A 22,248-nucleotide genomic window follows, 5' to 3' on the forward strand; every position below is an offset into this window, starting at 1 on the left:
ACCTCGATCATCGACAGACGCCTGGCGCGCTTCCCGGCTGATTACCGCAGTGTGGATGGCTGGACCTCTGAGACTGTCCCCAAATACCGCCGCGAAACCACCAACGCGCCCAGACTGATCGCCGCCACCACCGCCAGATACGCCCCCACCGCCGCCAACCCATATCGCTCGGCCAGCGTGGTGGCGATATAAGGCGCCGGCGCGGCCCCCAGAATCCCGGCCAGGTTGAACGACAGCGACGCCCCGGTATACCGCACCTGCACCGGGTACAGCTGGGCCAGCAGCGTCCCGCACGGGCCGTAGGTCAGGCCCATGAAGAAAAAACCCACCGCCAGGAACACCAGCACGCGCAGCGCGTCTCCGGCCACGAACAGCGGCGCGAAGCACAGCCCGAAGGCGATGATGCACGCGCTGGCGATGATCATTGCCGGCGCGGTGCCGCCACGGTCGCCCCACCGCGCCGATACCGGAATGCCCAGCGCGAAGAACACGATGCCGGCCATCTGCAGCAACAGGAATGCTTCCTTCGGGTACCCCAGCTTCGCCGTGCCATGGCCCAGCGCCCACACCGTCATCAGGTAGAACAGCGCGAAGGTGGCGAACGTCGCCAGCGTGCCCAGCACCACTTCAGCCGCGTGGCGCGACAGCACCGTGCGCAGCGGCAGGCGCACGCGCTCGGCGCGGTCGATGGCACGCTGGAAATCCGGCGTCTCGGTGATGCTCAGCCGCACCCACAGGCCCACCAGCACCAGCAACGCGCTGGCGATGAAGGGAATGCGCCAGCCCCAGGCGATGAACTGCGCATCGCTCAGCACGCCGCCCAACAACAGGAAGGTCGAGGTGGAGAGCAGGAACCCCAGCGGCGCGCCGAACTGCGGGAACATGCCGTACCAGGCGCGCTTGCCGGGCGGTGCATTCTCGGTCGCCAGCAGCACCGCGCCGCCCCATTCTCCGCCCAGGCCCAGGCCCTGGCCGAAACGGCACAGCGCCAGCAGCGCCGGCGCCCACACGCCGATCTGCGCATAGCCCGGCAGCAGGCCGATGGTCACCGTGGAGATGCCCATCGTCAGCAACGCGGCCACCAGCGTGGCCTTGCGGCCGATGCGGTCGCCGAAGTGGCCGAACAACGCCGAGCCCACCGGGCGGGCAATGAAGGCCACCGCGAAGGTCGCCAGCGATTGCAGGCGCGCGGCGCTGGCATCGCCGGCCGGGAAGAACAGGGTCGGGAACACCAGCACCGCGGCGGTGGCGTAGATGTAGAAGTCGAAGAACTCGATCGTGGTACCGACCAGACTGGCCAGCAGCACGCGCCGCGTGGAATTGGCGGGCGGGGCGGGAACGGCGGCAACGCTCATGGATGATTCGATGCGGAACGATCGCCGGATTCTGTCAGATCATCGCGCGCCCTGCCCGTTACCGTTGCGTCCGCAACCATCGCGCGGACCTCAGGCCAGGTTGATCCAGGTAGCTTTCATCTCGGTGTACTTGTCGAACGCATGCAGCGACTTGTCGCGCCCGTTGCCGGACTGCTTGTAGCCACCGAACGGGGCGGTCATGTCACCGCCGTCCCAGTAATTCACCCACACGCTGCCGGCGCGCAGCGCGCGGGCCACGCGATGCGCGCGCGAGATGTCGCGCGTCCACACGCCCGCGGCCAGCCCGTATTCGCTGTCGTTGGCGATGCGCAGCGCCTGCGCCTCGTCGTCGAAGGCCATCACCGCCAGCACCGGGCCGAAGATTTCCTCGCGCGCGATGGCATGCTCCGGGGCAACCTCGTCGAAGACCGTCGGCTCGACGTAGCTGCCCCCCTCCACCACGTCGGCGCGCTTGCCGCCGAGCAGCAGGCGCGCGCCCTCGGCGGTGCCGCGGGCGATGTAGTCGAGCACGCGCGCGGCCTGGGTGTCGTCTACCAGCGCGCCCATCGCCGCCTCCGGGTCGAACGGGTGGCGCGGCTGCATGGCGCGCCCGGCGGCGACCACGCGCGTGACGAACTCGTCCTTGATCGAGCGTTCCACCAGCAGCCGCGAGCCGGCGGTGCATACCTCGCCCTGGTTGTAGAAGATCGCGCTGGCCGCCGCTTCGGCGGCGCGGTCCAGGTCCGGCGCATCGGCGAACACCAAGTTCGGGCTCTTGCCGCCGCATTCCATGTAGGCGCGTTTCATGTTCGACAGGCCGGCGCATTGCAGCAGCCGGCGCCCCACCGCGGTGGAGCCGGTGAACACCAGGCCATCCACGTCCATGTGCAGCGCCAGCGGCTCGCCGGCGCCCTTGCCGGTGCCCGGCACCACGTTGAACACGCCGTCCGGGATGCCCGCCTCGGCCGCCAGCGCGGCCACGCGGATCGCGCTCAATGGCGATTTCTCTGATGGCTTGAGCACCACCGAATTGCCGGCCGCCAGCGCCGGGGCGATCTTCCAGCACGCCATCAGCAACGGGAAATTCCACGGCACGATCGCGCCCACCACGCCGAGCGGTTCGCGGGTGATCAGGCCGAGTTCGTCGATGCCGGTCGGCGCCACTTCGCCATACACCTTGTCGATCGCCTCGGCGGTCCAGTTCAGGCAGCGCACGCTGGCGGGGAGGTCCACGCGGCGCGCGTCGCGCACCGGCTTGCCCATGTCCAGCGTTTCCAGCAGCGCCAGCTCGTCCGCGTGCGCTTCCACCAGCTGGGCGAACTTCTGCACGGTGCGCTTGCGGTGCACCGGCGTGGCGCGCGACCACGCGCCGGATTCGAAACTGCGCCGCGCGGCGGCGACGGCGCGGTTGATGTCTTCCTCGCCGCATTTGGCGATGCGGCCCAGCAGGCGGCCGTCGATCGGGCTGCGGCATTCGAAGCTGGCGCCGTTGGCGGCCTCCACGTAGCGGCCGTCGATGAAGGCGCGCGTTTCCGGGCGCAAGGCGTCGGCCAGGGCCTGCCAATCGTCTCGGGTCTGGGGCGTGGACATGGCGTGTCTCCGGAGCGGGTTCAGAACGTGGCCGGGGTGTTGGCGCTGACGATCACCGCCTCGTCGTCGCCGACGTTGCGGAACCGGTGCGGCACCCGACTTTCGAAGTAATAGGCCTCGCCGGCGCGCAGCACGCGCACCTGGTGGCCGACGGTGACTTCCACGGTGCCGGCGACGATGACCCCGCCCTCCTCGCCCTCGTGGTTGAGCATGCTCTCGCCGGTATCGCTGCCCGGCGGCATCACCTCGCGCAGGATGCACATGCGGCGCTGCGGGCGGCGCTGGCCGACGAGGAAGTAATGGATGCCGTCGTTGCCCACGTCCGGCTGCTCGGCGGCCGCGTAGAAGGGCGTGTCGGCGGCGATCTCCAGGTCGTGGGTGAAGAAGTCGGCCAGCGAAATGGGGATGCCGTCCAGCACCTTCTTCAACGAGGCCACCGACGGGCTGACCTTGTTCTGCTCGATCAGCGAGATCGTGCTGTTGGTGACCCCGACGCGCTTGGCCAGCTCGCGCTGGCTCAGGCCGCGCCCGGTGCGCACCAGTTGCAGGCGTGCTCCGATATCCATTGCCTTGTGGATCGACCCCGGGCCTGTCGTGTTGCGGATACTTTACACACCGACGCCCCGCGCCGCGCAACCTGCCGCCGCCGGCCGGGGTGGTGTAAAGTTTTTTCAACGACCCGCCGGCGCGGCCGGCCTACCGGGAGCACGTCATGGGCAGTGATTCCTCGCATCGCCCCGAGGGCGAGTACGCCCGCCAGTCGCTGCAGGCGCCGGCCTCGATGGAGGCGTTCTGGATGCCCTTCACCGCCAACCGCCAGTTCAAGGCGCGCCCGCGCCTGCTGGCCTCGGCGCAGGGCATGTACTACCGCGACGTGCAGGGGCGGCAGATCCTCGACGGCGCGGCGGGCCTGTGGTGCTGCAACGCCGGGCACGCACGCGAGCGCATCGTGGCGGCGATCCAGCAGCAGGCGGCCACGCTCGATTTCGCGCCCACGTTCCAGATGGGCTCGCCGCTGCCGTTCGTGCTGGCCGAGCGGCTGGCGCAGATCGCCCCGCCGGGCCTGCACCACGTGTTCTTCACCAACTCCGGCTCGGAGGCGGTGGACAGCGCGATGAAGATCGCCCTGGCCTACCACCGCGCGCGCGGCGAGGGGCAGCGCATCAAGTTCATCGGCCGCGAGAAGGCCTACCACGGCGTGGGATTCGGCGGCATGTCCATCGGCGGGTTGCCGAACAACCGCAAATGGTTCGGACCGCTGCTCGCCGGCGTGGACCACCTGCGCCACACGCTGGACCTGCCGCGCAATGCGTTCACGCCGGGCCTGCCCAAGCATGGCGTGGAGCTGGCCGAGGACCTGGAACGCTTGATCGCCCTGCACGATGCCTCGACCATCGCCGCGGTGTTCGTCGAGCCGATCAGCGGTTCGGCCGGCGTGGTGTTGCCGCCGGAAGGCTACCTGCAGCGGCTGCGCGACATCTGCGACCGCCACGGCATCCTGCTGGTGTTCGACGAGGTGATCACCGGCTTCGGCCGCGTGGGCAAGGCCTTCGCCGCGCAGCGCTTCGGCGTCACCCCTGACCTGATGACCACCGCCAAGGGGCTCACCAACGGCAGCGTGCCGATGGGCGCGGTGTTCGTGGCTGACGCAGTGCACCAGGCCTTCATGGAAGGCCCGCCGGGCGCGATCGAGTTCTTCCACGGCTACACCTACTCCGGCCATCCGCTGGCGTGCGCGGCCGCGCTCGCGGCGTTGGACACCTATGCCGAGGAGCAGTTGTTCGAACGCGCCATCGAGCTGGGCCCGCACTGGGAACAGGCGATCCACTCGCTGAAAGGGTTGCCGAACGTGATCGACCTGCGCAATTTCGGGCTGATCGGCGCCATCGAACTGGCCCCGCGCGAAGGCGCCCCGGGCGCGCGCGGCTACGAGGTGTTCGAGCGCGCCTTCCACGAGGGCGACCTGCTGGTGCGCGTCACCGGGGACACCCTCGCCCTTTCGCCGCCGCTGATCATCACCCCCGCGCAGATCGACCGCATCGTCAACGTGCTGGGCGAGACGATCCAGAAGGTGGCATGACGGCGTTGCACGGCCGCGTCATGCGCGCCTGCGTACACTGCGGCGCATGACGACGCGCGTCCTCACCGATCCCGATCCCCGCCGCGCCGAATTGCGGCGCATGCGTGCCCTGGCCACCGGCCTGTTGCTGCTGATGCTCGCCGGCTTCGTGCTCAGCCACCTGATGGGCCAGCAGGGCGGCTGGGCGTGGCTGGCGGCCTTCTGCGAGGCGGCTACCGTCGGCGCGCTGGCCGATTGGTTCGCCGTGGTGGCGTTGTTCCGCCGCCCGCTCGGCCTGCCGATCCCGCACACCGCGATCTTGCCGCGCGGCAAGGATCGCCTCGCCGATGGCCTGGCCGCCTTCGTGCGCGACCACTTCCTCGCGCCGGACACCTTGCTGGAGAAGCTGCGCGCGTTCGACCCGGCCGAGCGCCTGGCACAGTGGCTGGCCCAGCCGGCGCAGTCGCGCATGCTGGCGGACATGGGCCGCGGCTGGTTGCTGCAGGCGCTGGACCTGCTCGACGAACGCGCCGTGCGGCGCGCGATCCAGCGCTTCGTCGTCGAACGCCTGCGGCAATGGAACGCCGCGGCGACCGCCGGCGACGTGCTCGGCCTGCTCACCGCCGACGGCCGCCACCAGCGGCTGCTGGACGAAGCCCTGCAGCGGCTGGGGGGCTGGCTGGACAACGAGTCGGTCAAGGCGCGCGTGTCGGCGCTGATCGTGCGCTACGCCCGGCGCGAATGGCCCAAGCTGATGGACACGGTGGACTGGGTGAAACCGGTGGAGGAGATCGGCGACAGCCTCGCCGAGCGCCTCGCCCGCGCCGCGCTGGAAGAACTGCAACAAGTGCTGACCACCCCGGAGCATCCGCTGCGGCAGGACTACGAGCGCTGGCTGCAGGCCTATGTGGTGCGCCTGCGCGAAGACCCGCAGCTGGCCGCGCGGGTGGAAGAACTCAAGCAGCAGGCGATCGACCACCCGGCCCTGCAGGAATACATCCAGGGCCTATGGGCGCGCATCCACGCCGCGCTGCGGCAGGACCTGGAGCGCGCGGATTCGGCGATCGCCCGGCACCTGGAGCAATCGCTGCGGGGGCTGGGCCAGGCGCTGGGCCGCGATCCCTCGCTGCGCGAAGCGCTCAACACGCACATGCTCGACGCCGCCGGGCGGCTCAGCACGCGGCTGCGCAGCTCGGTCACCGAGCACATCGCCTCGACGATGAAAGGCTGGGATGAGCGCCACCTGGTGGACCAGCTCGAACTGAGCGTCGGGCGCGACCTGCAGTACATCCGTTTCAACGGCACGCTGGTCGGCGGCTTGATCGGGCTGCTGCTGCATGCGTTGTCGGTGGGGTTGCCGGCATGGGGCGCGGGCTAGGCGCTCCCGCCGGCCGACGCCCTGCCGCTCACGGATGCGTCAACCGCCACGCCCGGTGGATGCGCGCATTGCGCTCGAAATCCGGATCGAGGGTCTTGGCGCTGATCTCCTCGCAGCGCGCGAACTCGGCGATCGCGTTCTCTTCCAGCTTGAAGCGGCGGAAGTTGTTGGAGAAGTACAGCACGCCGCCCATCGCCAGCCGCGCCATGGCCGCGCGCAGCAGGCGCACATGCTCGCGCTGCACGTCGAAATCCTCCGCCCGCGCGGAGTTGGAGAACGTCGGCGGGTCGCAGAAGATCACGTCGTACTGGCCGCGTTCGGCCTCCAGCCAGGCCAGCGCATCGGCCTGCACCAGCTGGTGGCGCGCCCCGCCGTGCCCGTTGAGCGCGAGGTTGCGCGCGCACCATTCCAGGTACGTGCCGGAAAGATCCACGCTGGTCGTCGCGCTCGCGCCGGCCACCGCCGCTTCCACGCTGGCCACGCCGGTGTAGCAGAACAGGTTGAGGAAGCGCCGCCCGCGTGACTGCGCCGCCATCTGCCCGCGCAGCGGACGATGATCCAGGAACAGGCCGGTGTCCAGGTAGTCGAACAGGTTCACCTGCAACAGCGCGGCATGCTCGCGCACGTGGATGAACTCGCCGCGCTGTTCGAAGCGGCCGTACTTGCTGCCGCCCTTGCCACGCTCGCGCGACTTCAGCGCCAGTTGCTCGGCCGGCACCTGGAATACCTCGCGCGCGGCCGCCAGCAACTCGTTGCGGCGACGGCGCACGTCCGCTTCGGGAATGGTCGCCGGGGCGGCGTATTCCTGCACGTGCAGGAAGGTGCGGCGGGCACCGTCTGCCTCTTCGTAGACGTCGATGGCGGCGGCGTATTCGGGCAGGTCCGCGTCGTAGGCGCGGAAGCATTCGACCTGCTCGCGCGCGCGCCACTTCTTCAGCTTCTGCAGGTTCTTGCGCAGGCGGTTGGCCACCATCTGCGCGCCTTCGCTCAGCGCGCGCGGCTCATCGGACACTTCGCGTTGCGGTGGTGCGATCGGGTCGCAGACGATCAGCGCGCATTCGATGGCGCCGTTGAACAACTGGTAGCGCTTGTTCGCGCGCAGGCCGGTGGCCATCGCCAGTTCGGCATCGCCGCACAGCAGGCTGGCGCGCCAGGTCGGCACCGCGCGGCGCAAGGCGGTGCCGAGCTGGCGGTAGAGCGCGGCGTCGGCGGCCAGGCGCTCGTCGTACGGGGGGTTGCAGACCGCCAAGCCCTGCGCTTCCGGCGGCGAGGCCAGCGCGGCCACGTCGAGCACGCGCAGTTGCAGGGCGGCGGCAACGCCGGCCACTTCGGCGTTCTCGCGCGCGTTGGCGATGGCGCGCGGGTCCAGGTCGCTGCCGTGGAAGGCGTGGCGCAGCCCGGCGCGGCCGATGCGCTCGCGGCCTCGCGCCTCGTGCACCAGCACTTCCCACGCGCCGCGGTCGAAGCCGCGCCAGCGGCTCGGCACCGTGGTGCCGTGGCGCTGCAATCCGGGCGCGACATCGGCGGCCATCAGCGCGCCTTCGATCAGCAGCGTGCCGCTGCCGCACATCGGGTCCAGCAGGCCGCCGCCTTCGTGGTAGGCCTTGGGCCAGCCGCCGCGCATCAGCACGGCGGCGGCGAGGTTTTCCTTCAGCGGGGCTTCGTTTTGCGCCTGGCGCCAGCCGCGCCGGTGCAGCGCGCCGCCGCCGAGGTCCACCGAGAGCACGGCGCGGCCCTTGCGCAGCGACAGGTTCAAGCGCAGGTCCGGCTGCTCCACGTCCACCGAGGGCCGCTCCAGGCCCTGCTGGCGCATGCGGTCCACGACCGCGTCCTTGATGCGCTGCGCGGCGTAGCGCGCATGGGTGATCGCCGTGCCCGACACGTGCGCGTCCACCGCCAGGGTGTGGCCCGGCGCCAGGTGCGCGGCCCAGTCCACGGCGAACACGCCGTCGTACAGCGCGACCTCGTCGGGGCAGTCGAATTCGGCCAGCGGCCACAGCACGCGGCTGGCCAGGCGCGACCACAGCACGGCGCGCTGGGCATCGGCCAGGCTGCCCTCGGCGTTGACGCCGGCGATGGTGGCGGTCGCCTTGGCGGCGCCCAGCGCCGACAGTTCGTCGGCCAGCAGGTACTCCAGGCCCTTGGCGCAGGATGCGAAGAATTTCACGTGGTCAGCGGATCGCGATGGGCCGGGCCGTTGTAGCTGGCCGGCCGTGAAGGGAGCGGCGGCGATCAGGCCGGGCCGCGCGGGAGGGGCGCATGTTCGGCCATCGGGCCCCGCATTGCCAGTGCGGCGGCGCGCGGCCGCCTCAACCGCCGGCGAGCGCCGGATGCAGCGCGACCTCGGCCAGCGGCGGCAGGCGGTCGCCGAACGCCCGCGCCAGCAGCGGCTGGCCGTCCAGGGTGAGGCCGGGTTCGGGTGCGAAGCCGGCGGCCTGGAACAGCGCCCGCGGGCCGGCGGCGATCACGCAGCCCGCCGCGCCGGTGCCTTCCAGTTGCGCCAGCACGTGGCGCAGCAACTGGCCGCCCAGGCCGTGGCCGCGGTGGCCCGGCCCTACCGCCATCGGCCCCAGCGCGTGCCAGCCGCGCCCGCCGTCGGAGAGCGTCACCGGCGAGGCGGCCAGGTGGCCGACGATGTAGCTCTCGTGCTCGGCGACCCACGAGGCGGACAGCGCACTGTCCTGGCGCAGCGTGGCAATCGCGGCGTGTTCGTCGTGCCGGCTCTCGGGCAGGTCGAAGTAGGCGACCAGCGTCAGCACCTCGATCGCCTCGAAATCGGCCGGCACGGCCGGACGGTAAACGATGCCTTCCATGCTCATACCGCGCGCAGCAGGCTTTCGAACGCCTGCGCCGACGTTTCGACATGAGCGGCCAGCCGGTGCGTGTCGTCGACCAGCAGCAGCCGCGCCGAGCGCTGCTGCGCCCAGGCGATGATCTCCGCCGCCGGAATCAGCTCGTCGTGCCAGGCATGCACCACGGAGATCGGCACGTCGGCCGCGTCCAGCGCCGGCAGCGGGCCCATGCGAGTGGGCGGCACCATCAGGAACAGCGCGGCGATGGGCACCTGCAACGACACCTGCGCGGCGATGTACGCGCCCAGGCTGGAGCCGGCCAGCACCAGCGGCCCTCGGGCGGCGGCGATGCGCGCGCGGTCGAGCAGGCGCTGCCAGCGCGCTTCCACGTCACCGACCACGCTGACCTCGCGGCGCGCGTCCAGGTCGGTGTAGTCCGGCCGTTCGTGGGTCCAGCCGAGACGTTCGGCGACCTCGGCCAGCGCGGTGACCTTGGTGGCGTCCGGGCCGCTCTCGAAGCCGTGCGAGAGGATGCAATGGCCGCGGCTCACAGCGCCTGTACCTCGTCGCCCACCCGCACGGTGCCGCCGCGCAGGATGCGCGCGCACAGCCCGCCGTGGCCACGCATCGCGTTGTAGCCGCCCGGGCCGAGCGCGTCCTCCATGCGCGAGCAGGGATCGCACGGCGCGGTGCCTTCCAGCTCCACATCGCCGATGCGGAACCGCCGGCCCTTCAGCGCGACCAGCGGAATGCCGGAGACGACCAGGTTGCGCCGCAGCGTGGCCGGCGCGACGACCGCGTGCCCGGACAGCGCGGCGATCGCCGGCAGGTGCTCGGCCTGGATGAGGGTGACGCCGCGCTTGCCGCTGCCCCCCTGGTAGCGGTCGCCGGCCAAACCGCCCCCGGCGAATGCTTCGATTTCCTCGACGGTGCGCATCGGAATGGCGCGCGCCGGACGCACGCCGATCCAGTCGACGCGTCCACGTTGCGGCAGGTTCGCCATAAACCGGGCGAGCGGGCTTTCGGGGTTCAGGGGCATGCGCGAATGCTAGCATCCGCGCATGCCGACACCGACCTGGATCCACGCCGCACCCCTGCCCTACGAGGCACAACTGGACCTGCGCGAACGCGGCGACATCCGCCTGGTGGTGATCCACTGCACCGAGCTGCCGGACCTGGCGATGGCGCGCGAATACGGCGAGCGCGCGCGCTACGCCAACGGTACCGGCAACAGCGGCCATTTCTATATCGACCGCGATGGCCGCGTGGAGCAGTACGTGGCGCTGGAGCGCGTGGCCCACCACGTGCGCGGGCACAACGCGCACTCGGTGGGCATCGAGCTGGTCAACCGCGGGCGCTACCCGCACTGGCTGGATTCGCGCCACCAGGCGATGGACGAGGATTACCCGCAGGCGCAGCTGCTCGCCCTGGAAAACCTGCTGCGCTGGCTGCGCGCCGAGTTGCCTGCGCTGGAGGAGATCGCCGGGCACGACGCGCTGGACACCGCGTTGGAAGCGGCCAGCGACGATCCCTCGGTGCAGGTGCGGCGCAAGCTCGACCCCGGCCCCCGTTTCCCCTGGCCGCGCGTGCGCGCGGTGTTCGATGGCGCATCGGGTTGAGGCGCGCGCTCAGTTGGCGATGTAGGTCTTCTCGCCCGCGTTGACCGCCAGGTCCAGCCGGTTGGCGGGGGGCGCGATCGGGCACACCAGGTGCGGGGTGAGCGCGCACGGCGGGTTCTCGGCGCGGTTGAAATCGAGCACCAGCACGCCATCGGCCGGCGGCTCGACGAACAGGTAGCGCGCGCCGCCATAGGTCTCCTTGCCGCTGGTGCGGTCGGAGAAGATGAAGAACAGCTTGGTGTCGTTGGGCTGGGTCACCGGATGCAGCCGGTACTGGTGGCCGTCGCGCTCAAACACCGCCTCGCCGGGAATCCACGCCGCCAGCGGCGTGCCGATGGATGTCAGCAGGGTGATCGGGCGCGGCTTGGCGTAAGGCTGCCAGCGCGCGTTGACGCGCCAGCGCGGATCGACCGGGAAATGCTCGATCCCCGACAGCAGGTGCCGCGCGGGCGCGCCGGGATCGCGGAAGCGCCAGCCGTACACCGGGCCGGTACGCACCACGTAGAACTGGCTGCCGCCCACGTCGAGGCGATCGGCCTTGCGCCCGGCTTCCTCCGGCACCAGTTGCACCTGGCCGACTGGCTGCCCGCGCAGGCGCACGTCCACGCCGCGCGCGGCCTCGAAGCGGATGCGCCCTTCCTCCACGGTGAGCAGGCCCAGCCGCGGCGGCCCGGAGGACAGCCCGATGTCGTTGTCCGCGGCCGTGCCGACGCGATAGCTGCCCGGCCGCAGGCGGCCGGAGCCGGTGTAGCTGAGCCAGCCATCGGGCGCGCGCAACGCGGCCAGGCGCGCCTGGCGCCACTTCTCGATTTGCGCGGTGTAGCGGTCGGTTTCGGCGCCGCCGAGCAGCGCGGACCCCGACGTCGCGGTACCCGCGCCATCGGAACATGCCGCCCCCACCATCGCCATGCCACATACGGCCCACGCCCGCCAACGCATCGCACCGCCCCCGAGATTCGCTCCGGCCCCTGCCGGCTGCGGTCGCCAGCGGCTATTGTGCCGCAGACGGGACGCCGGTGGTCGCGACGGGTCGTTCGGGATCGCTGATCCAGCCGCTCCAGGAGCCGGCGTACACGCGCGCGCCGGACAAGCCGGCCGCCTCCATCGCCAGCAGGGTGTGGCACGCGGTGACGCCCGAGCCGCACATCAGCACCACCTCGTGCGGCGCATGGCCGCCCAGGCGCGGTAACAGGTCCTCGCGCAGCTGCGCCGGCGGCAGGAAGCGCCCCTCGGACAGGCTCAACGGGAGCGGGCGGTTGATGGCGCCGGGCACATGGCCGGCGACGCGGTCGATCGGCTCGGATTGACCCGCGAACCGCTCCGGCGAACGCACGTCGATCAGCCAGCCCGGCGCGTCGCCGGCGCGGCGCGCCACTTCGTCGGCATCGGCCACCTGGCGCATGTCCAGGCGCGCGGGATACGGCGGGGCGGGCGGATACGCGCCCGGCTGCGTGCTTTCGGCCAGGCCCGCGGCGCGCCACGCGGCCAGGCCGCCATCGAGCACGGCCACGCGGCGATGCCCCAGCAGGCGCAGCAGCCACCACAGCCGCGCGGCGGCCATGCTGCCGTCGGCGGCGTCGTAGACCACCACCTGGCTGTTGGGCGTGATACCCCAGCGCCCCACCGCGGCGGCGAAATCCGCATCGTGCGGCAGCGGATGGCGGCCCAGGCCGCTGCGCGAGAGATCGGACAGCTCGCGGTTGAGATCCGCGTACACCGCACCGGGCAGGTGGGATTGGGCGTAGGCGCGGCGGCCGAAATCGGGATCGTCCACCGTGGCCGGGGCGAAACGCGCATCGACGATGCGCAGGTCGGCGTGGCCCAGCGCGGTGGCGAGCGTGGCCGGGTCGACGAGGGTCTGCCAATCGATCATGCGGTGTGCTCCAGGCGGCGACGCAGGTTGAGCAGGATGGCGGCGGTGGCGCCCCAGATGCGCTGGCCGGGCCAGGCGTATTCCAGTACCCGGCGCGGGCGGCCGCGGAATTCGATATCGATGCTGCGCAGGTTGCCGGGGTCCATCAGGAAGGCGAGCGGCACCTCGAACACCTCGGCCACCTCGTCGGGCTGCGGCACCGGCACGAACGCAGGGTCGATCACCGCCACCACCGGGGTGACGCGAAAGCCGCTGACGGTCAGGAACGGGTCCAGGTAGCCGAGCACGCTGGCCTGCGCGGGCGGCAGCGCGATTTCCTCGCAGCTTTCGCGCAGCGCGGCGGCGGCGGCATCGGCATCGGAAGGCTCGATACGGCCGCCCGGAAAACTCACCTGCCCGCCGTGGTGGCGCAGCGCATCGTTGCGCCGCGTGAGCAGCACATGCGTGCCCGCCGGGCGTGGCACCAGGCCGGCCAGCACGGCGGCCTCGGACGACACGCCGCCGGCCAGCACATCGACCAGTTCCTCGTGGTTCCAGCCCGGGCCGGCAGGCGCCGCGTGCGGCGGGTACAGCGCACGCAGCAGATGCGTGCGTTCGCGCAGCTGCAGCTCGAAACGCGCGGCGGGCGCGCGCAGCGGCAGCACGTCCTCGACGAGATGGCGGCGTTCTTCCTCGCTCATCGACGACCAGCGCGCGATTTCATCCAGATGGCGACGACACCCGCGACACAGGCGCTCGGCATCGAGCGCGCATTGGCCGACGCAGGGGGAAGCCACCACATGATCCGCGCGATCCTTCGAAACAGTCACTGCACGAGCGTAGCGCGAAATCGTTTCCGCGCCCATGTCCGCGTTTGATCTCCGATCAGATCGCGTGAGGGCTGAGGGTGCCCGGGACAGGCACGGGCGACCCCGCCACGCGCTCAACCGGACAAAAAAGACGCCGGCCTTTCGGCCGGCGTCCTTCACTACCTCTCCAAGCAAGAAGCGCGATTACTTCACGCTCACCAGCTTGATCTCGAACTGCACCGCCACGTTCGGCGGGAACGGCGTGCGCGGGTCGGCGCCGTAGGCCTGTTCCGGCGGCAGCGTCACTTCCCACTTCGAACCGGCCGGCATCTGCAGCAGCGTATCGCGCATGGCCTGCATCTCGACCTGGCTCAGCTTCATCGCCGGGATCTGCTGCGCCGGGCGCGCCTGCGCCGGACGCTGGCCGAACGGGAACGGACCGGCCACTTCCAGCTGCACCGTGCTGGCCTGGGTCGGCTTGGCGCCCGTGCCCTTCTCCAGAACCTTGTACTGCACGCCGCTCGGCAGCGTCTGCACGCCCGCGGCGGCCTTGTTCTGCGCCAGGAACTGGGTGCTCTTGGTCTTGTTCTCGGCGGCGGCCTTGTCGTACTCGGCCTTGGCCTGCTGGGCACGGCCCTGCTCGCGCTTCTGGAACGCCTCGACCGCCGGCTTGAGCTGGTCGGCGGTGATCGCCGGCTGCTTCTTCGCGTAGGCGTCCTGCAGGCCCTTGATGACCGAGTTGATGTCCAGCTGCTCGCCGCGGCCGGTCAGCTCGGCCAGGTTGTTGCCGTAGTCGTAGCCGAAGTAATAGCTCAGCTTGCCTTTCTCGGACGTGGTGTCCTGGGCCAGCGCATTGCCCGTCAGGGCCAGGGCCGCCACGGCGACCGCGATCGAACGCAACTTCATTGAAAAAATTCTCCAGGGTGGTGGCACAGGACGGGGCTGCCGCCTGAGGTGACGCGCTAGGATAGCGACCGCTTCGAAGGTCCGCTACCAGCGCTGGAAGCTAAGACCAGTGCGGGTTTCGGAAGTTCCGCCTTCACTATTTTTTTACTTATCTGGAGATTCATCCATGTCCGAGAGCGTCGTCGTCACCCGCCGCGGGGCCATTCTCACGGTCACCGTCAACCGCCCGGACAAGTTGAACGCGCTCGACCAGGACACCCTGCTCGCCCTGGATGCCGCCTTCGCCGAGGCCGCCGTGGCCGACGACGTGCGCGTGGTGGTACTGACCGGCGCGGGCCCCAAGGCATTCGTGGCCGGCGCGGACATCGCGCAGATGACCGGCCTGCCTGCGTTGGCCGGGCGCGACTTCGGGCTGGTCGGGCAACGCCTGATGCGGCGCATCGAGCGCATGCCCAAGCCGGTGATCGCGATGATCAACGGCTACGCGCTCGGCGGCGGGCTGGAACTGGCGATGGCCTGCCACCTGCGCATCGCGGCCGACACCGCCAAGGTCGGCCAGCCGGAAATCAACCTCGGGCTCATCCCCGGCTTCGGCGGTACCCAGCGCCTGCTGCGCCTGACCGGCCGCGCCGCGGCGCTGGAGCTGTGCCTGCTCGGCGAGCCGATCGATGCGGCGCGCGCGCACCAGCTGGGCCTGGTCAACCGCGTGGTGCCGGCAGCCGAGCTGGAAACGGCCACGGCCCAGTGGGCCGAGCGGCTGGCCGCCAGCGCGCCGCTGGCGTTGCGCGCGATCCTCGACGCGGTGATCGTCGGCGGCGAATGCGGGCTGGACGAGGGCCTGGAATTCGAATCGGCGCAGTTCGGCCTGATGTTCGCCAGCGAAGACATGCGCGAAGGCACCTCGGCCTTCCTCGAACGGCGCAAGCCGGCGTTCGTGGGACGTTGATGGCCAGCGCGTCACCCGATGCCCGCGCCCTGCTCGCCTGCGTGCTGGCCGACGACCTCGACCAGGCGCTCGCCCAAGGGCTGATGGATTACCTGCCGCAACCCGGCGACGACACGCTGGAGGCCGCGCACCCGGACCTGCCGCAGCGCCTGCTCGCCGCGCAGGCGCGGTTGCGCGACGCCTGGGCCGCGCGCGAACGCTACCGCCAGCGCCAGGCACGCCTGGCCCGCCGCGCCGCCGAACGCGAAGCCCGCCGCGCACCGCCGCCGCCGCCGGATCGCCCCGCCGTGCCCGCGCTGCCCGCCGCCGCCGCGGCGATCCTCGCGCGCGCCAAGGCGCGCGCGGCAGGCCGCGAGCCGACATGAGCACCGTCACTGGCAAGCCCGTGCGCCGCGGCAAGACCTTGAGCAAGGCCGAAGTGGTCGAACTGTTCTCGCGCCTGCGCGAGCTCAACCCGCACCCGACCACGGAGCTGGAATACACCACGCCCTTCGAGCTGCTGGTGGCGGTGACGCTCTCGGCGCAGGCCACCGACGTGGGCGTCAACAAGGCCACGCGCCGGCTGTTCCCGGTGGCCAATACGCCACAGGCGATCCTGGACCTGGGCGAGGAAGGGCTGAAGCGCTACATCTCCACCATCGGCCTGTACAACGCCAAGGCCAAGAACGTCATCGCGACGTGCCGCATCCTGGTCGAGCAGTACGCCGGCGAGGTGCCGCGCGAGCGCGCCGCGCTCGAAGCGCTGCCCGGCGTGGGCCGCAAGACCGCCAACGTGGTGCTCAACACCGCCTTCGGCGAGCCCACCCTGGCGGTGGACACACACATCTTCCGCGTTTCCAACCGCACCGGCCTGGCGCCGGGCAAGGACGTGCGCGCGGTGGAGGACAAGCTGATGAAGGTGGTGCCGGCCGAGTTCATGCAGGACGCCCACCACTGGCTGATCCTGCACGGGCGCTACGTGTGCAAGGCGCGCAAGCCCGACTGCCCGCAGTGCGTGATCCGCGACCTGTGCCGTTACCCGGACAAGACCCCGCCGGCCTGAGCGCGCGCCCAAAAGAAAACGGCGGCAGGGACTTCCCCGCCGCCGTTCTCACCCCGAAACGTGCAGCGTCAGAACGACACGTCGCCCCACACGCCGAACTCGTTGGTCTTCACGTCGGTGCTGGTGCTGTTCTCGCGATGCGTGTTCTTGTACACGGTGGCCAGCTTGAAGCCCTTCACCACCGGGAACTCGACACCGATGTTGTAGTAGGTGTCTTCCAGGCTCGGATCGATGTCCTTGCTCAGCTTGGCCTTGTCGTAGCGGCCGAACGCGGTGATGCCGCCGTCGGTCAGGGTCACGCTCGCCCAGAAGGAGTAGCCGTCGGCCTTGTCCTCGCGCACGTTGGTGACGGCCCAGTTCTTGGCCTGGAAGTATTCGGCGCCCACGCGGAACTTCGGCGAGGCATAGGCGGCCAGCGCGTTCCAGCGCTCGGCGGTCTGCGGCGGGTTGGTGCTTTCCACGTCCAGGCCGCGCTTGCCGTTGTAGCCACCCACGGCAATGATCGTGTTCTGGGTCGGCGCGAAGCCGAAGCGGCCTTCCACGTCCATGCCTTCGCTGCGGCTCGGGTTGCGGTAGCCGCGGCCGTTCACCACCGAGACGGCGTAGTTGAACATGCTGTCGGACAGCTCGCCGCCGGCGTGCACGCCCCAATCCGACGAGGTGCCGTAGGACAGGCGGTCGGTCAGGGTGTTCTCGACGTAGCGCATGCCGTAGTACTTCTCGACGAACGGAATCCACGCCATGTCGGCCGCACCGACGCGGAAGAAGAACGCGTCGCTGAACTTGCCCTGCAGGTAGGCCTTCTTGACGAAGACTTCGGTGTTGGAGATCGCCGACAGGTACTGGAAGTCGGTGGTCAGGTTCGCCGACCAGACGTCGGTGAACTTGTGGTCCACGGTCAGGTAGAAGCGCTTGACGTCGATGCCGTAGCCGGTGGCGTCGGTCTTCTTGCCGTTGTTCTCCTGGTCCACGTGCGTGGCGTCGAAGAAGATGCGGCCGCCGATCTTGGTGTCGTTGACGAGCTTCTTCAGGCCGTCCACGGTCTTCTGCGTATCGGCAGTGGCTTCGATGGCCTTGGCCTGGGTGACGTTCACTTCCGACTGCGCGTCGTTCTGCGCCTGCAGTTCGGCCACCTGCGCCTGCAGCGAGGCGATCTGGGCCTGCAGCTGCGCCAGCTGCTCGGCGGTGACGGCGGGAGGAGCCGCATGAGCATTGCCGGCGGCAGTGAGAGCGGTGAGCCCGAGGCCAGTGGCGATGGCCGTTGCGAGCAAGCTGGAACGCATTGGAGATTCTCCGGAGTGGTTAGAGGTTTACGCAGTGAGTGCCAGGTGATGGCGGCCACCGACCTCGTTAAATTTCCGAAAAATTTGTGACACTCCGGCGACTCGAACATGACAGCCGCGCGACAGCCACATGGAAACTGCACGTGGCCTGCACGTCCGGCGCCATGACAGGGCCGTCATGGAACTGTCATCCCACCGTCGCCAAACCGCCATCGACGCCGCTTTCAATGGCGCCGCCACGGCGTGTGGCGCCGTCTCCCATCGAGAAACCCCAACATGACTTCCATCTCCAAGTTCCGCCTGCCGCTCGCGCTGGCCCTGGCTTCGCTCAGCATTGCCGCGAATGCGACCGACGTGACCGGTGCGGGCTCGAGCTTCGTGTACCCCGTGCTGTCGAAGTGGTCGGCGGCCTATGCCGAGAAGAGCGGCACGCGCGTCAACTACCAGTCCATCGGCTCGGGCGGCGGCATCGCGCAGATCCAGGCCGCCACCGTCGACTTCGGCGCTTCGGACAAGCCGCTGACCGGCGCCGAGCTGGCCAAGTTCGGCCTGGGCCAGTTCCCGGTCGTCATCGGCGGCATCGTGCCGGTGTTCAATGTGCCGGGCGTGGCCCCGGGCGCGCTGAAGCTGGACGGCACCACCCTGGCCGGCATCTTCATGGGCAAGATCGCCAAGTGGAACGACCCGGCCATCGCCGCGCTGAACCCGGGCGTGACCCTGCCGGACATCAAGATCACCGTCGTGCATCGTTCCGACAGCTCGGGCACCTCGTTCAACTTCACCAACTACCTCTCCAAGGTCAGCCCGGAGTGGAAGTCGGCCGTGGGCGAAGGCACCAGCGTGCAGTGGCCGGCCGGCATCGGCGGCAAGGGCAACGAGGGCGTGGCCGCCTACGTCAAGCAGATCCGCGGCGGCGTGGGCTATGTCGAGTACGCCTATGCCCTGCAGAACAAGCTCAACTACGCCAGCCTGAAGAACGCCTCGGGCCGCTTCGTGCAGCCGGACGACAAGGCCTTCTCGGCCGCTGCCGCCACCGCGGACTGGAAGTCGGCCAAGGACTTCAACCTGATCATGACCAACGCCCCGGGCGCCGAAGCGTGGCCGATCACCGCCACCACCTGGGCGATCATGTACAAGAAGGCCAAGAAGCCGGCGTCCTCGAAGGCCGCGCTGGATTTCTTCAAGTGGTCCTTCCACAACGGCGCCCCGCAGGCGCAGCAGCTGGACTACGTGCCGCTGCCGGACTCGCTGGTGCAGCAGATCGAGGCCTACTGGGCCGCGAACATGAAGTAAGCCTTCCAGGCACGGAAGATCCGGCGCTTCTCTCCCGCCGGTTCGACCCGGAAAAGCGCGGACCGCAAGGTTCGCGCTTTTCTTTTGCGCAGGCTTCGAAGGCCAGTGGGGACCGCCCTTTCCGGCCTGCCCGCGCCTTCGCGCAGCGCCGCGGGAATGGGCGACGGACAGGCACCCGGCCCGATGTCATCCCGCTGTAACAAAAACATCATTTCATAGCGTCGACCGCCAGCCCCCGCTGGCACCCGTTATGGAGTTCGCATGAAACTGCAGAAGGCAGCCCTCGCCGCCCTGTCCCTTTCCATCGCCCTGGGCCTGGCGGCCTGCAAGCCGGGCAACGAATCCCAGCCCGCCGCCGATGCCGGCCAGTCCGCGCCGGGCGCCGCGGCCCCGGCCGCGGGCGATGCGAAGACCGCCGAGATTTCCGGCGCGGGCGCCTCCTTCATCTACCCGCTGATCTCCAAGTGGTCGGCCGACTACAACGGCGCCACCGGCAACAAGGTCAACTACCAGTCCATCGGCTCCGGCGGCGGCATCGCGCAGATCAAGGCCGGCACCGTCGATTTCGGCTCTTCCGACAAGCCGCTGGATTCGGCCGAACTGGCGCAGGCCGGCCTGGGCCAGTTCCCGTCCGCCATCGGCGGCGTGGTGCCGGTGGTCAACCTGGAAGGCGTCACCGCCGGGCAGCTGCGCCTGACCGGCCCCTTGCTGGCCGATATCTTCCTGGGCAAGGTCACCACCTGGAGCGATCCGGCGATCGTCGCCGCCAATCCGGGCGTGAAGCTGCCGAGCGGCAAGATCAACATCGTCCACCGCTCGGACGGCTCGGGCACCACCTTCAACTTCTCCAACTACCTGTCCAAGGTCAGCCAGTCCTGGAAGGACCAGGTCGGCGAAGGCACCACCGTGCAGTGGCCCGGTGGCGTGGGCGGCAAGGGCAACGAGGGCGTGGCCTCCTACGTGCAGCAGATCAAGGGCTCCATCGGCTACGTCGAACTGGCCTACGCGCTGCAGAACAACATGCCGTATGCCTCGCTGCAGAACGCGGCCGGCCACTGGGTGCAGCCGGGCGCGGAGACCTTCGCCGCGGCGGCCGCCAGCGCGGACTGGGCCAACGCCAAGGACTTCAACCTGGTGATCACCAACGCGCCGGGCGACCAGGCGTGGCCGATCACCGCCACCAACTTCATGTTGATGCACAAGCAGCCCAAGGACGCCGCGCGCAGCAAGGCGACGCTGGCGTTCTTCAAGTGGGCCTTCGAGAACGGCCAGGCGCAGGCGAACGAACTGCACTACGTGCCGCTGCCGCCGGAATTGGTGAAGCAGATCGAGGCCTATTGGGGCAGCGAGTTCAAGTGATGCCCGGTGCGCCTGCCGGCTCTGCCGGCAGGCGCCACGCCCGTAGCCGGCCTGGCCGGCCTTTCGCATTCCCCTCCTGTGCGCCTTCGCCGGCCACGCCGAGCCCCCACCCATGAATGCCACTGTTATCCCTGAAGCGATGACCGCGCCCCTCGGGCGCGACCTGCGCGACGCGCGCGCCGACCGCTTCTTCCGGCTGGTCCTCACCGCCACGGTCATCTTCGTGCTGGTCGCCCTGGCCAGTGCGGCGCTGTCCATGCTGTGGGGCGGCCGCCACGCCCTGCAGGAGCAGGGCCTGAGCTTCTTCTACTCGGCCGACTGGAACCCGGTCGAGAACAAGTTCGGCGCGCTGGCGCCGATCTACGGCACGCTGGTCACCGCGTTGATCGCGATGTTGGTCTCGGTGCCGGTGAGCTTCGGCATCGCTTTCTTCCTCACCGAGGTGGCGCCGCGCTGGCTGCGCGGGCCCATCGGCACGGCCATCGAACTGCTGGCCGGCATCCCGTCGATCATCTACGGCATGTGGGGCCTGTTCGTGCTGGTACCGGTGATGACCGAATACGTCACGCCCTGGATGAACGACCACCTCGGCACGCTGCCGGGCATCGGCATCCTGTTCCAGGGTCCGCCGCTGGGCATCGGCACGCTGACCGCCGGCTTCGTGCTGGCGATCATGGTCATTCCCTTCATTTCCTCGGTGATGCGCGAGGTGTTCCTCACCGTGCCGACGCGCCTGAAGGAGTCGGCCTACGCGCTGGGTTCGACCAAGTGGGAAGTGAGCTGGGACATCGTGCTGCCCTACACGCGCTCGGCGGTGATCGGCGGCGTGTTCCTCGGCCTGGGCCGCGCGCTCGGCGAGACCATGGCGGTGGCCTTCGTGATCGGCAACACCGTGCGCCTGTCGCCCTCGCTGCTGGAGCCGGGCACCACCATCGCCGCGCTGATCGCCAACGATTTCGGCGAAGCCACCGAAACCTACCGCTCGGCATTGCTGCTGCTCGGCTTCGTGCTGTTCATCGTCACCTTCATCGTGCTGGCGATCGCCCGCTTCATGCTGCTGCGCCTGTCGCGCAAGGAAGGCAACTGATGTCCGCCGTCTCAGATCGGCTGTACCTGCGCCGCCGCGTCGTCAACGTCGTCGCGCTGGCGGTCTCGTGCGCCACGGCGTTGTTCGGCCTGTTCTTCCTCGGCTGGATCCTGTGGACGCTGGCGGCCAAGGGCCTGGCCGGCGTCAACCTCGATCTTTTCACCAAGATGACCCCCGCGCCCATGGCCGAGGGCGGCTTGCTCAACGCCTTCTTCGGCAGCGCGGTGATGTGCGCGCTGGCCATCGCCATCGGCACGCCGCTGGGCGTGGCCGCCGGCACCTGGCTGGCCGAGTACGGCAATGCGCGCAAGACCGGCACGGTGGTGCGCTTCGTCAACGACATCCTGCTCTCGGCGCCGTCGATCGTGCTGGGCCTGTTCGTCTACACGCTGTACGTGATGCAGACCGGTGGGCAGTTCTCCGCCTTCGCCGGCGCGCTGGCGCTGGCCTTCATCGTGCTGCCGGTGGTGGTGCGCACCACCGACGAGATGCTGCGGCTGGTGCCTTCGCAGATGCGCGAAGCCGCGTTGTCGCTGGGCATCCCGCAGTGGAAGGTGATCGTCCAGGTGCTGTACCGCAGCGCTTCGGCCGGCATCGTCACCGGCATCCTGCTGGCGCTGGCGCGCATCAGCGGCGAGACCGCCCCGCTGTTGTTCACCGCCTTCGGCAACCAGTACTGGAACAGCAACGTGTTCCGCCCGATGGCGAGCGTGCCGGTGGTGATGAACCAGTTCGCCGGCAGCCCGTACGAATCGTGGCAGGTGCTGGCCTGGGCCGGCGCGCTGGTGCTGACCGTGTTCGTGCTGCTCGTCAGCCTCGGCGCCCGCGCCCTGCTCCTGCGCAACAAGATCACCCATGACTGACCTTTCCCGGAACCT

The 22,248-nt window shown here is 69.8% G+C and carries 22 protein-coding genes; 10 read left to right on the forward strand and 12 right to left on the reverse strand.

The genetic code is table 11. The features are described from left to right. Nucleotides 1-41: 41 nt before the first annotated feature. The 3 genes from P6166_RS15260 to P6166_RS15270 all read right to left on the reverse strand — a co-directional run bounded on the left by P6166_RS15260 (nucleotide 42) and on the right by P6166_RS15270 (nucleotide 3,511). Nucleotides 42-1,355, reverse strand: a complete 1,314-nt coding sequence (locus tag P6166_RS15260) for an MFS transporter (protein ID WP_277765298.1) — start codon at nucleotides 1,353-1,355, stop codon at nucleotides 42-44. Nucleotides 1,356-1,445: 90 nt separating this feature from the next. Further along, on the reverse strand, nucleotides 1,446-2,945 hold the full coding sequence (locus tag P6166_RS15265) for an aldehyde dehydrogenase (protein ID WP_277765299.1): 1,500 nt from the start codon (nucleotides 2,943-2,945) through the stop codon (nucleotides 1,446-1,448). Nucleotides 2,946-2,965: 20 nt separating this feature from the next. Beyond that, nucleotides 2,966-3,511: a cupin domain-containing protein gene (locus P6166_RS15270; protein ID WP_277765300.1), complete on the reverse strand. Its 546-nt coding sequence runs from the start codon at nucleotides 3,509-3,511 to the stop codon at nucleotides 2,966-2,968. Between the two features lie 146 nt (nucleotides 3,512-3,657). Between P6166_RS15270 and P6166_RS15275 the strand changes: the two genes are divergently transcribed. Both P6166_RS15275 and P6166_RS15280 read left to right on the forward strand, forming a co-directional pair. Beyond that, complete coding sequence (locus P6166_RS15275; RefSeq protein ID WP_277765301.1) at nucleotides 3,658-5,025, forward strand: aspartate aminotransferase family protein; 1,368 nt, start codon at nucleotides 3,658-3,660, stop codon at nucleotides 5,023-5,025. A 46-nt stretch (nucleotides 5,026-5,071) separates the two neighbouring features. Next, nucleotides 5,072-6,382, forward strand: coding sequence for a DUF445 family protein (locus tag P6166_RS15280; RefSeq protein WP_277765302.1), 1,311 nt, complete (start codon nucleotides 5,072-5,074; stop codon nucleotides 6,380-6,382). 28 nt (nucleotides 6,383-6,410) lie between these two features. Here P6166_RS15280 and rlmKL read toward each other — a convergent pair whose 3' ends face one another. The 4 genes from rlmKL to P6166_RS15300 form a co-directional block, all read right to left on the reverse strand. Beyond that, nucleotides 6,411-8,549, reverse strand: coding sequence for a bifunctional 23S rRNA (guanine(2069)-N(7))-methyltransferase RlmK/23S rRNA (guanine(2445)-N(2))-methyltransferase RlmL (gene rlmKL / locus P6166_RS15285; RefSeq protein WP_277765303.1), 2,139 nt, complete (start codon nucleotides 8,547-8,549; stop codon nucleotides 6,411-6,413). A 142-nt stretch (nucleotides 8,550-8,691) separates the two neighbouring features. Further along, the gene (locus tag P6166_RS15290) at nucleotides 8,692-9,201 is read right to left on the reverse strand and encodes an N-acetyltransferase (RefSeq protein ID WP_277765304.1); all 510 of its coding nucleotides are present in this window, start codon (nucleotides 9,199-9,201) and stop codon (nucleotides 8,692-8,694) included. Continuing rightward, nucleotides 9,198-9,725 (reverse strand): hypothetical protein, encoded by a 528-nt coding sequence (locus tag P6166_RS15295; protein WP_277765305.1) that lies wholly within the window; start codon nucleotides 9,723-9,725, stop codon nucleotides 9,198-9,200. The genes P6166_RS15290 and P6166_RS15295 overlap by 4 nt, the downstream gene beginning before the upstream one ends. Next, nucleotides 9,722-10,213: an MOSC domain-containing protein gene (locus P6166_RS15300; protein WP_277765306.1), complete on the reverse strand. Its 492-nt coding sequence runs from the start codon at nucleotides 10,211-10,213 to the stop codon at nucleotides 9,722-9,724. The genes P6166_RS15295 and P6166_RS15300 overlap by 4 nt, the downstream gene beginning before the upstream one ends. A 22-nt stretch (nucleotides 10,214-10,235) precedes the next feature. Between P6166_RS15300 and P6166_RS15305 the strand changes: the two genes are divergently transcribed. Further along, nucleotides 10,236-10,793 carry an N-acetylmuramoyl-L-alanine amidase gene (locus P6166_RS15305; RefSeq protein WP_277765307.1) on the forward strand — a complete coding sequence of 186 codons (558 nt, stop codon included), beginning with the start codon at nucleotides 10,236-10,238 and terminating at the stop codon, nucleotides 10,791-10,793. Between the two features lie 9 nt (nucleotides 10,794-10,802). On the opposite strand, the gene P6166_RS15310 is transcribed toward P6166_RS15305, so the two are convergent. The 4 genes from P6166_RS15310 to P6166_RS15325 all read right to left on the reverse strand — a co-directional run bounded on the left by P6166_RS15310 (nucleotide 10,803) and on the right by P6166_RS15325 (nucleotide 14,360). Next, complete coding sequence (locus tag P6166_RS15310) at nucleotides 10,803-11,702, reverse strand: DUF1684 domain-containing protein (RefSeq protein ID WP_277765308.1); 900 nt, start codon at nucleotides 11,700-11,702, stop codon at nucleotides 10,803-10,805. Between the two features lie 82 nt (nucleotides 11,703-11,784). Continuing rightward, a complete protein-coding gene (locus tag P6166_RS15315) occupies nucleotides 11,785-12,666 on the reverse strand; it encodes a sulfurtransferase (RefSeq protein WP_277765309.1) in 882 nt (293 codons plus the stop codon). Then, a complete protein-coding gene (locus P6166_RS15320) occupies nucleotides 12,663-13,496 on the reverse strand; it encodes a CoA pyrophosphatase (RefSeq protein WP_277765328.1) in 834 nt (277 codons plus the stop codon). Before P6166_RS15320 ends, P6166_RS15315 begins: the two co-directional genes overlap by 4 nt. A 162-nt stretch (nucleotides 13,497-13,658) precedes the next feature. Then, nucleotides 13,659-14,360 carry an FKBP-type peptidyl-prolyl cis-trans isomerase gene (locus tag P6166_RS15325; protein WP_277765310.1) on the reverse strand — a complete coding sequence of 234 codons (702 nt, stop codon included), beginning with the start codon at nucleotides 14,358-14,360 and terminating at the stop codon, nucleotides 13,659-13,661. Between the two features lie 166 nt (nucleotides 14,361-14,526). Between P6166_RS15325 and P6166_RS15330 the strand changes: the two genes are divergently transcribed. From P6166_RS15330 to nth, 3 genes are read left to right on the forward strand one after another with little or no spacing between them, the layout of a single operon-like run. Continuing rightward, nucleotides 14,527-15,306, forward strand: a complete 780-nt coding sequence (locus P6166_RS15330) for an enoyl-CoA hydratase-related protein (RefSeq protein WP_277765311.1) — start codon at nucleotides 14,527-14,529, stop codon at nucleotides 15,304-15,306. Next, a complete protein-coding gene (locus P6166_RS15335) occupies nucleotides 15,306-15,671 on the forward strand; it encodes a hypothetical protein (protein ID WP_277765312.1) in 366 nt (121 codons plus the stop codon). Before P6166_RS15330 ends, P6166_RS15335 begins: the two co-directional genes overlap by 1 nt. Further along, the gene (gene nth, locus P6166_RS15340) at nucleotides 15,668-16,348 is read left to right on the forward strand and encodes an endonuclease III (protein WP_277765313.1); all 681 of its coding nucleotides are present in this window, start codon (nucleotides 15,668-15,670) and stop codon (nucleotides 16,346-16,348) included. The genes P6166_RS15335 and nth overlap by 4 nt, the downstream gene beginning before the upstream one ends. 68 nt (nucleotides 16,349-16,416) lie before the next feature. Here the strand turns inward: nth and P6166_RS15345 are convergent, their stop codons facing one another. Next, the gene (locus tag P6166_RS15345) at nucleotides 16,417-17,631 is read right to left on the reverse strand and encodes a carbohydrate porin (RefSeq protein ID WP_277765314.1); all 1,215 of its coding nucleotides are present in this window, start codon (nucleotides 17,629-17,631) and stop codon (nucleotides 16,417-16,419) included. A gap of 276 nt (nucleotides 17,632-17,907) precedes the next feature. Between P6166_RS15345 and pstS (P6166_RS15350) the strand changes: the two genes are divergently transcribed. The 4 genes from pstS (P6166_RS15350) (at nucleotide 17,908) to pstA (ending at nucleotide 22,233) form a co-directional block, all read left to right on the forward strand. Beyond that, on the forward strand, nucleotides 17,908-18,924 hold the full coding sequence (gene pstS / locus P6166_RS15350; protein WP_277765315.1) for a phosphate ABC transporter substrate-binding protein PstS: 1,017 nt from the start codon (nucleotides 17,908-17,910) through the stop codon (nucleotides 18,922-18,924). 261 nt (nucleotides 18,925-19,185) lie between these two features. Next, the gene (pstS, locus tag P6166_RS15355) at nucleotides 19,186-20,283 is read left to right on the forward strand and encodes a phosphate ABC transporter substrate-binding protein PstS (protein WP_277765316.1); all 1,098 of its coding nucleotides are present in this window, start codon (nucleotides 19,186-19,188) and stop codon (nucleotides 20,281-20,283) included. 112 nt (nucleotides 20,284-20,395) lie between these two features. Then, nucleotides 20,396-21,370 (forward strand): phosphate ABC transporter permease subunit PstC, encoded by a 975-nt coding sequence (gene pstC, locus P6166_RS15360; RefSeq protein WP_277765317.1) that lies wholly within the window; start codon nucleotides 20,396-20,398, stop codon nucleotides 21,368-21,370. After that, nucleotides 21,370-22,233, forward strand: coding sequence for a phosphate ABC transporter permease PstA (gene pstA, locus P6166_RS15365; RefSeq protein ID WP_277765318.1), 864 nt, complete (start codon nucleotides 21,370-21,372; stop codon nucleotides 22,231-22,233). The genes pstC and pstA overlap by 1 nt, the downstream gene beginning before the upstream one ends. The last annotated feature ends 15 nt before the right edge of the window (nucleotides 22,234-22,248 follow it).

This window comes from Stenotrophomonas sp. HITSZ_GD, assembly GCF_029543105.1.
In the GTDB taxonomy this organism is placed as follows: domain Bacteria; phylum Pseudomonadota; class Gammaproteobacteria; order Xanthomonadales; family Xanthomonadaceae; genus Stenotrophomonas_A.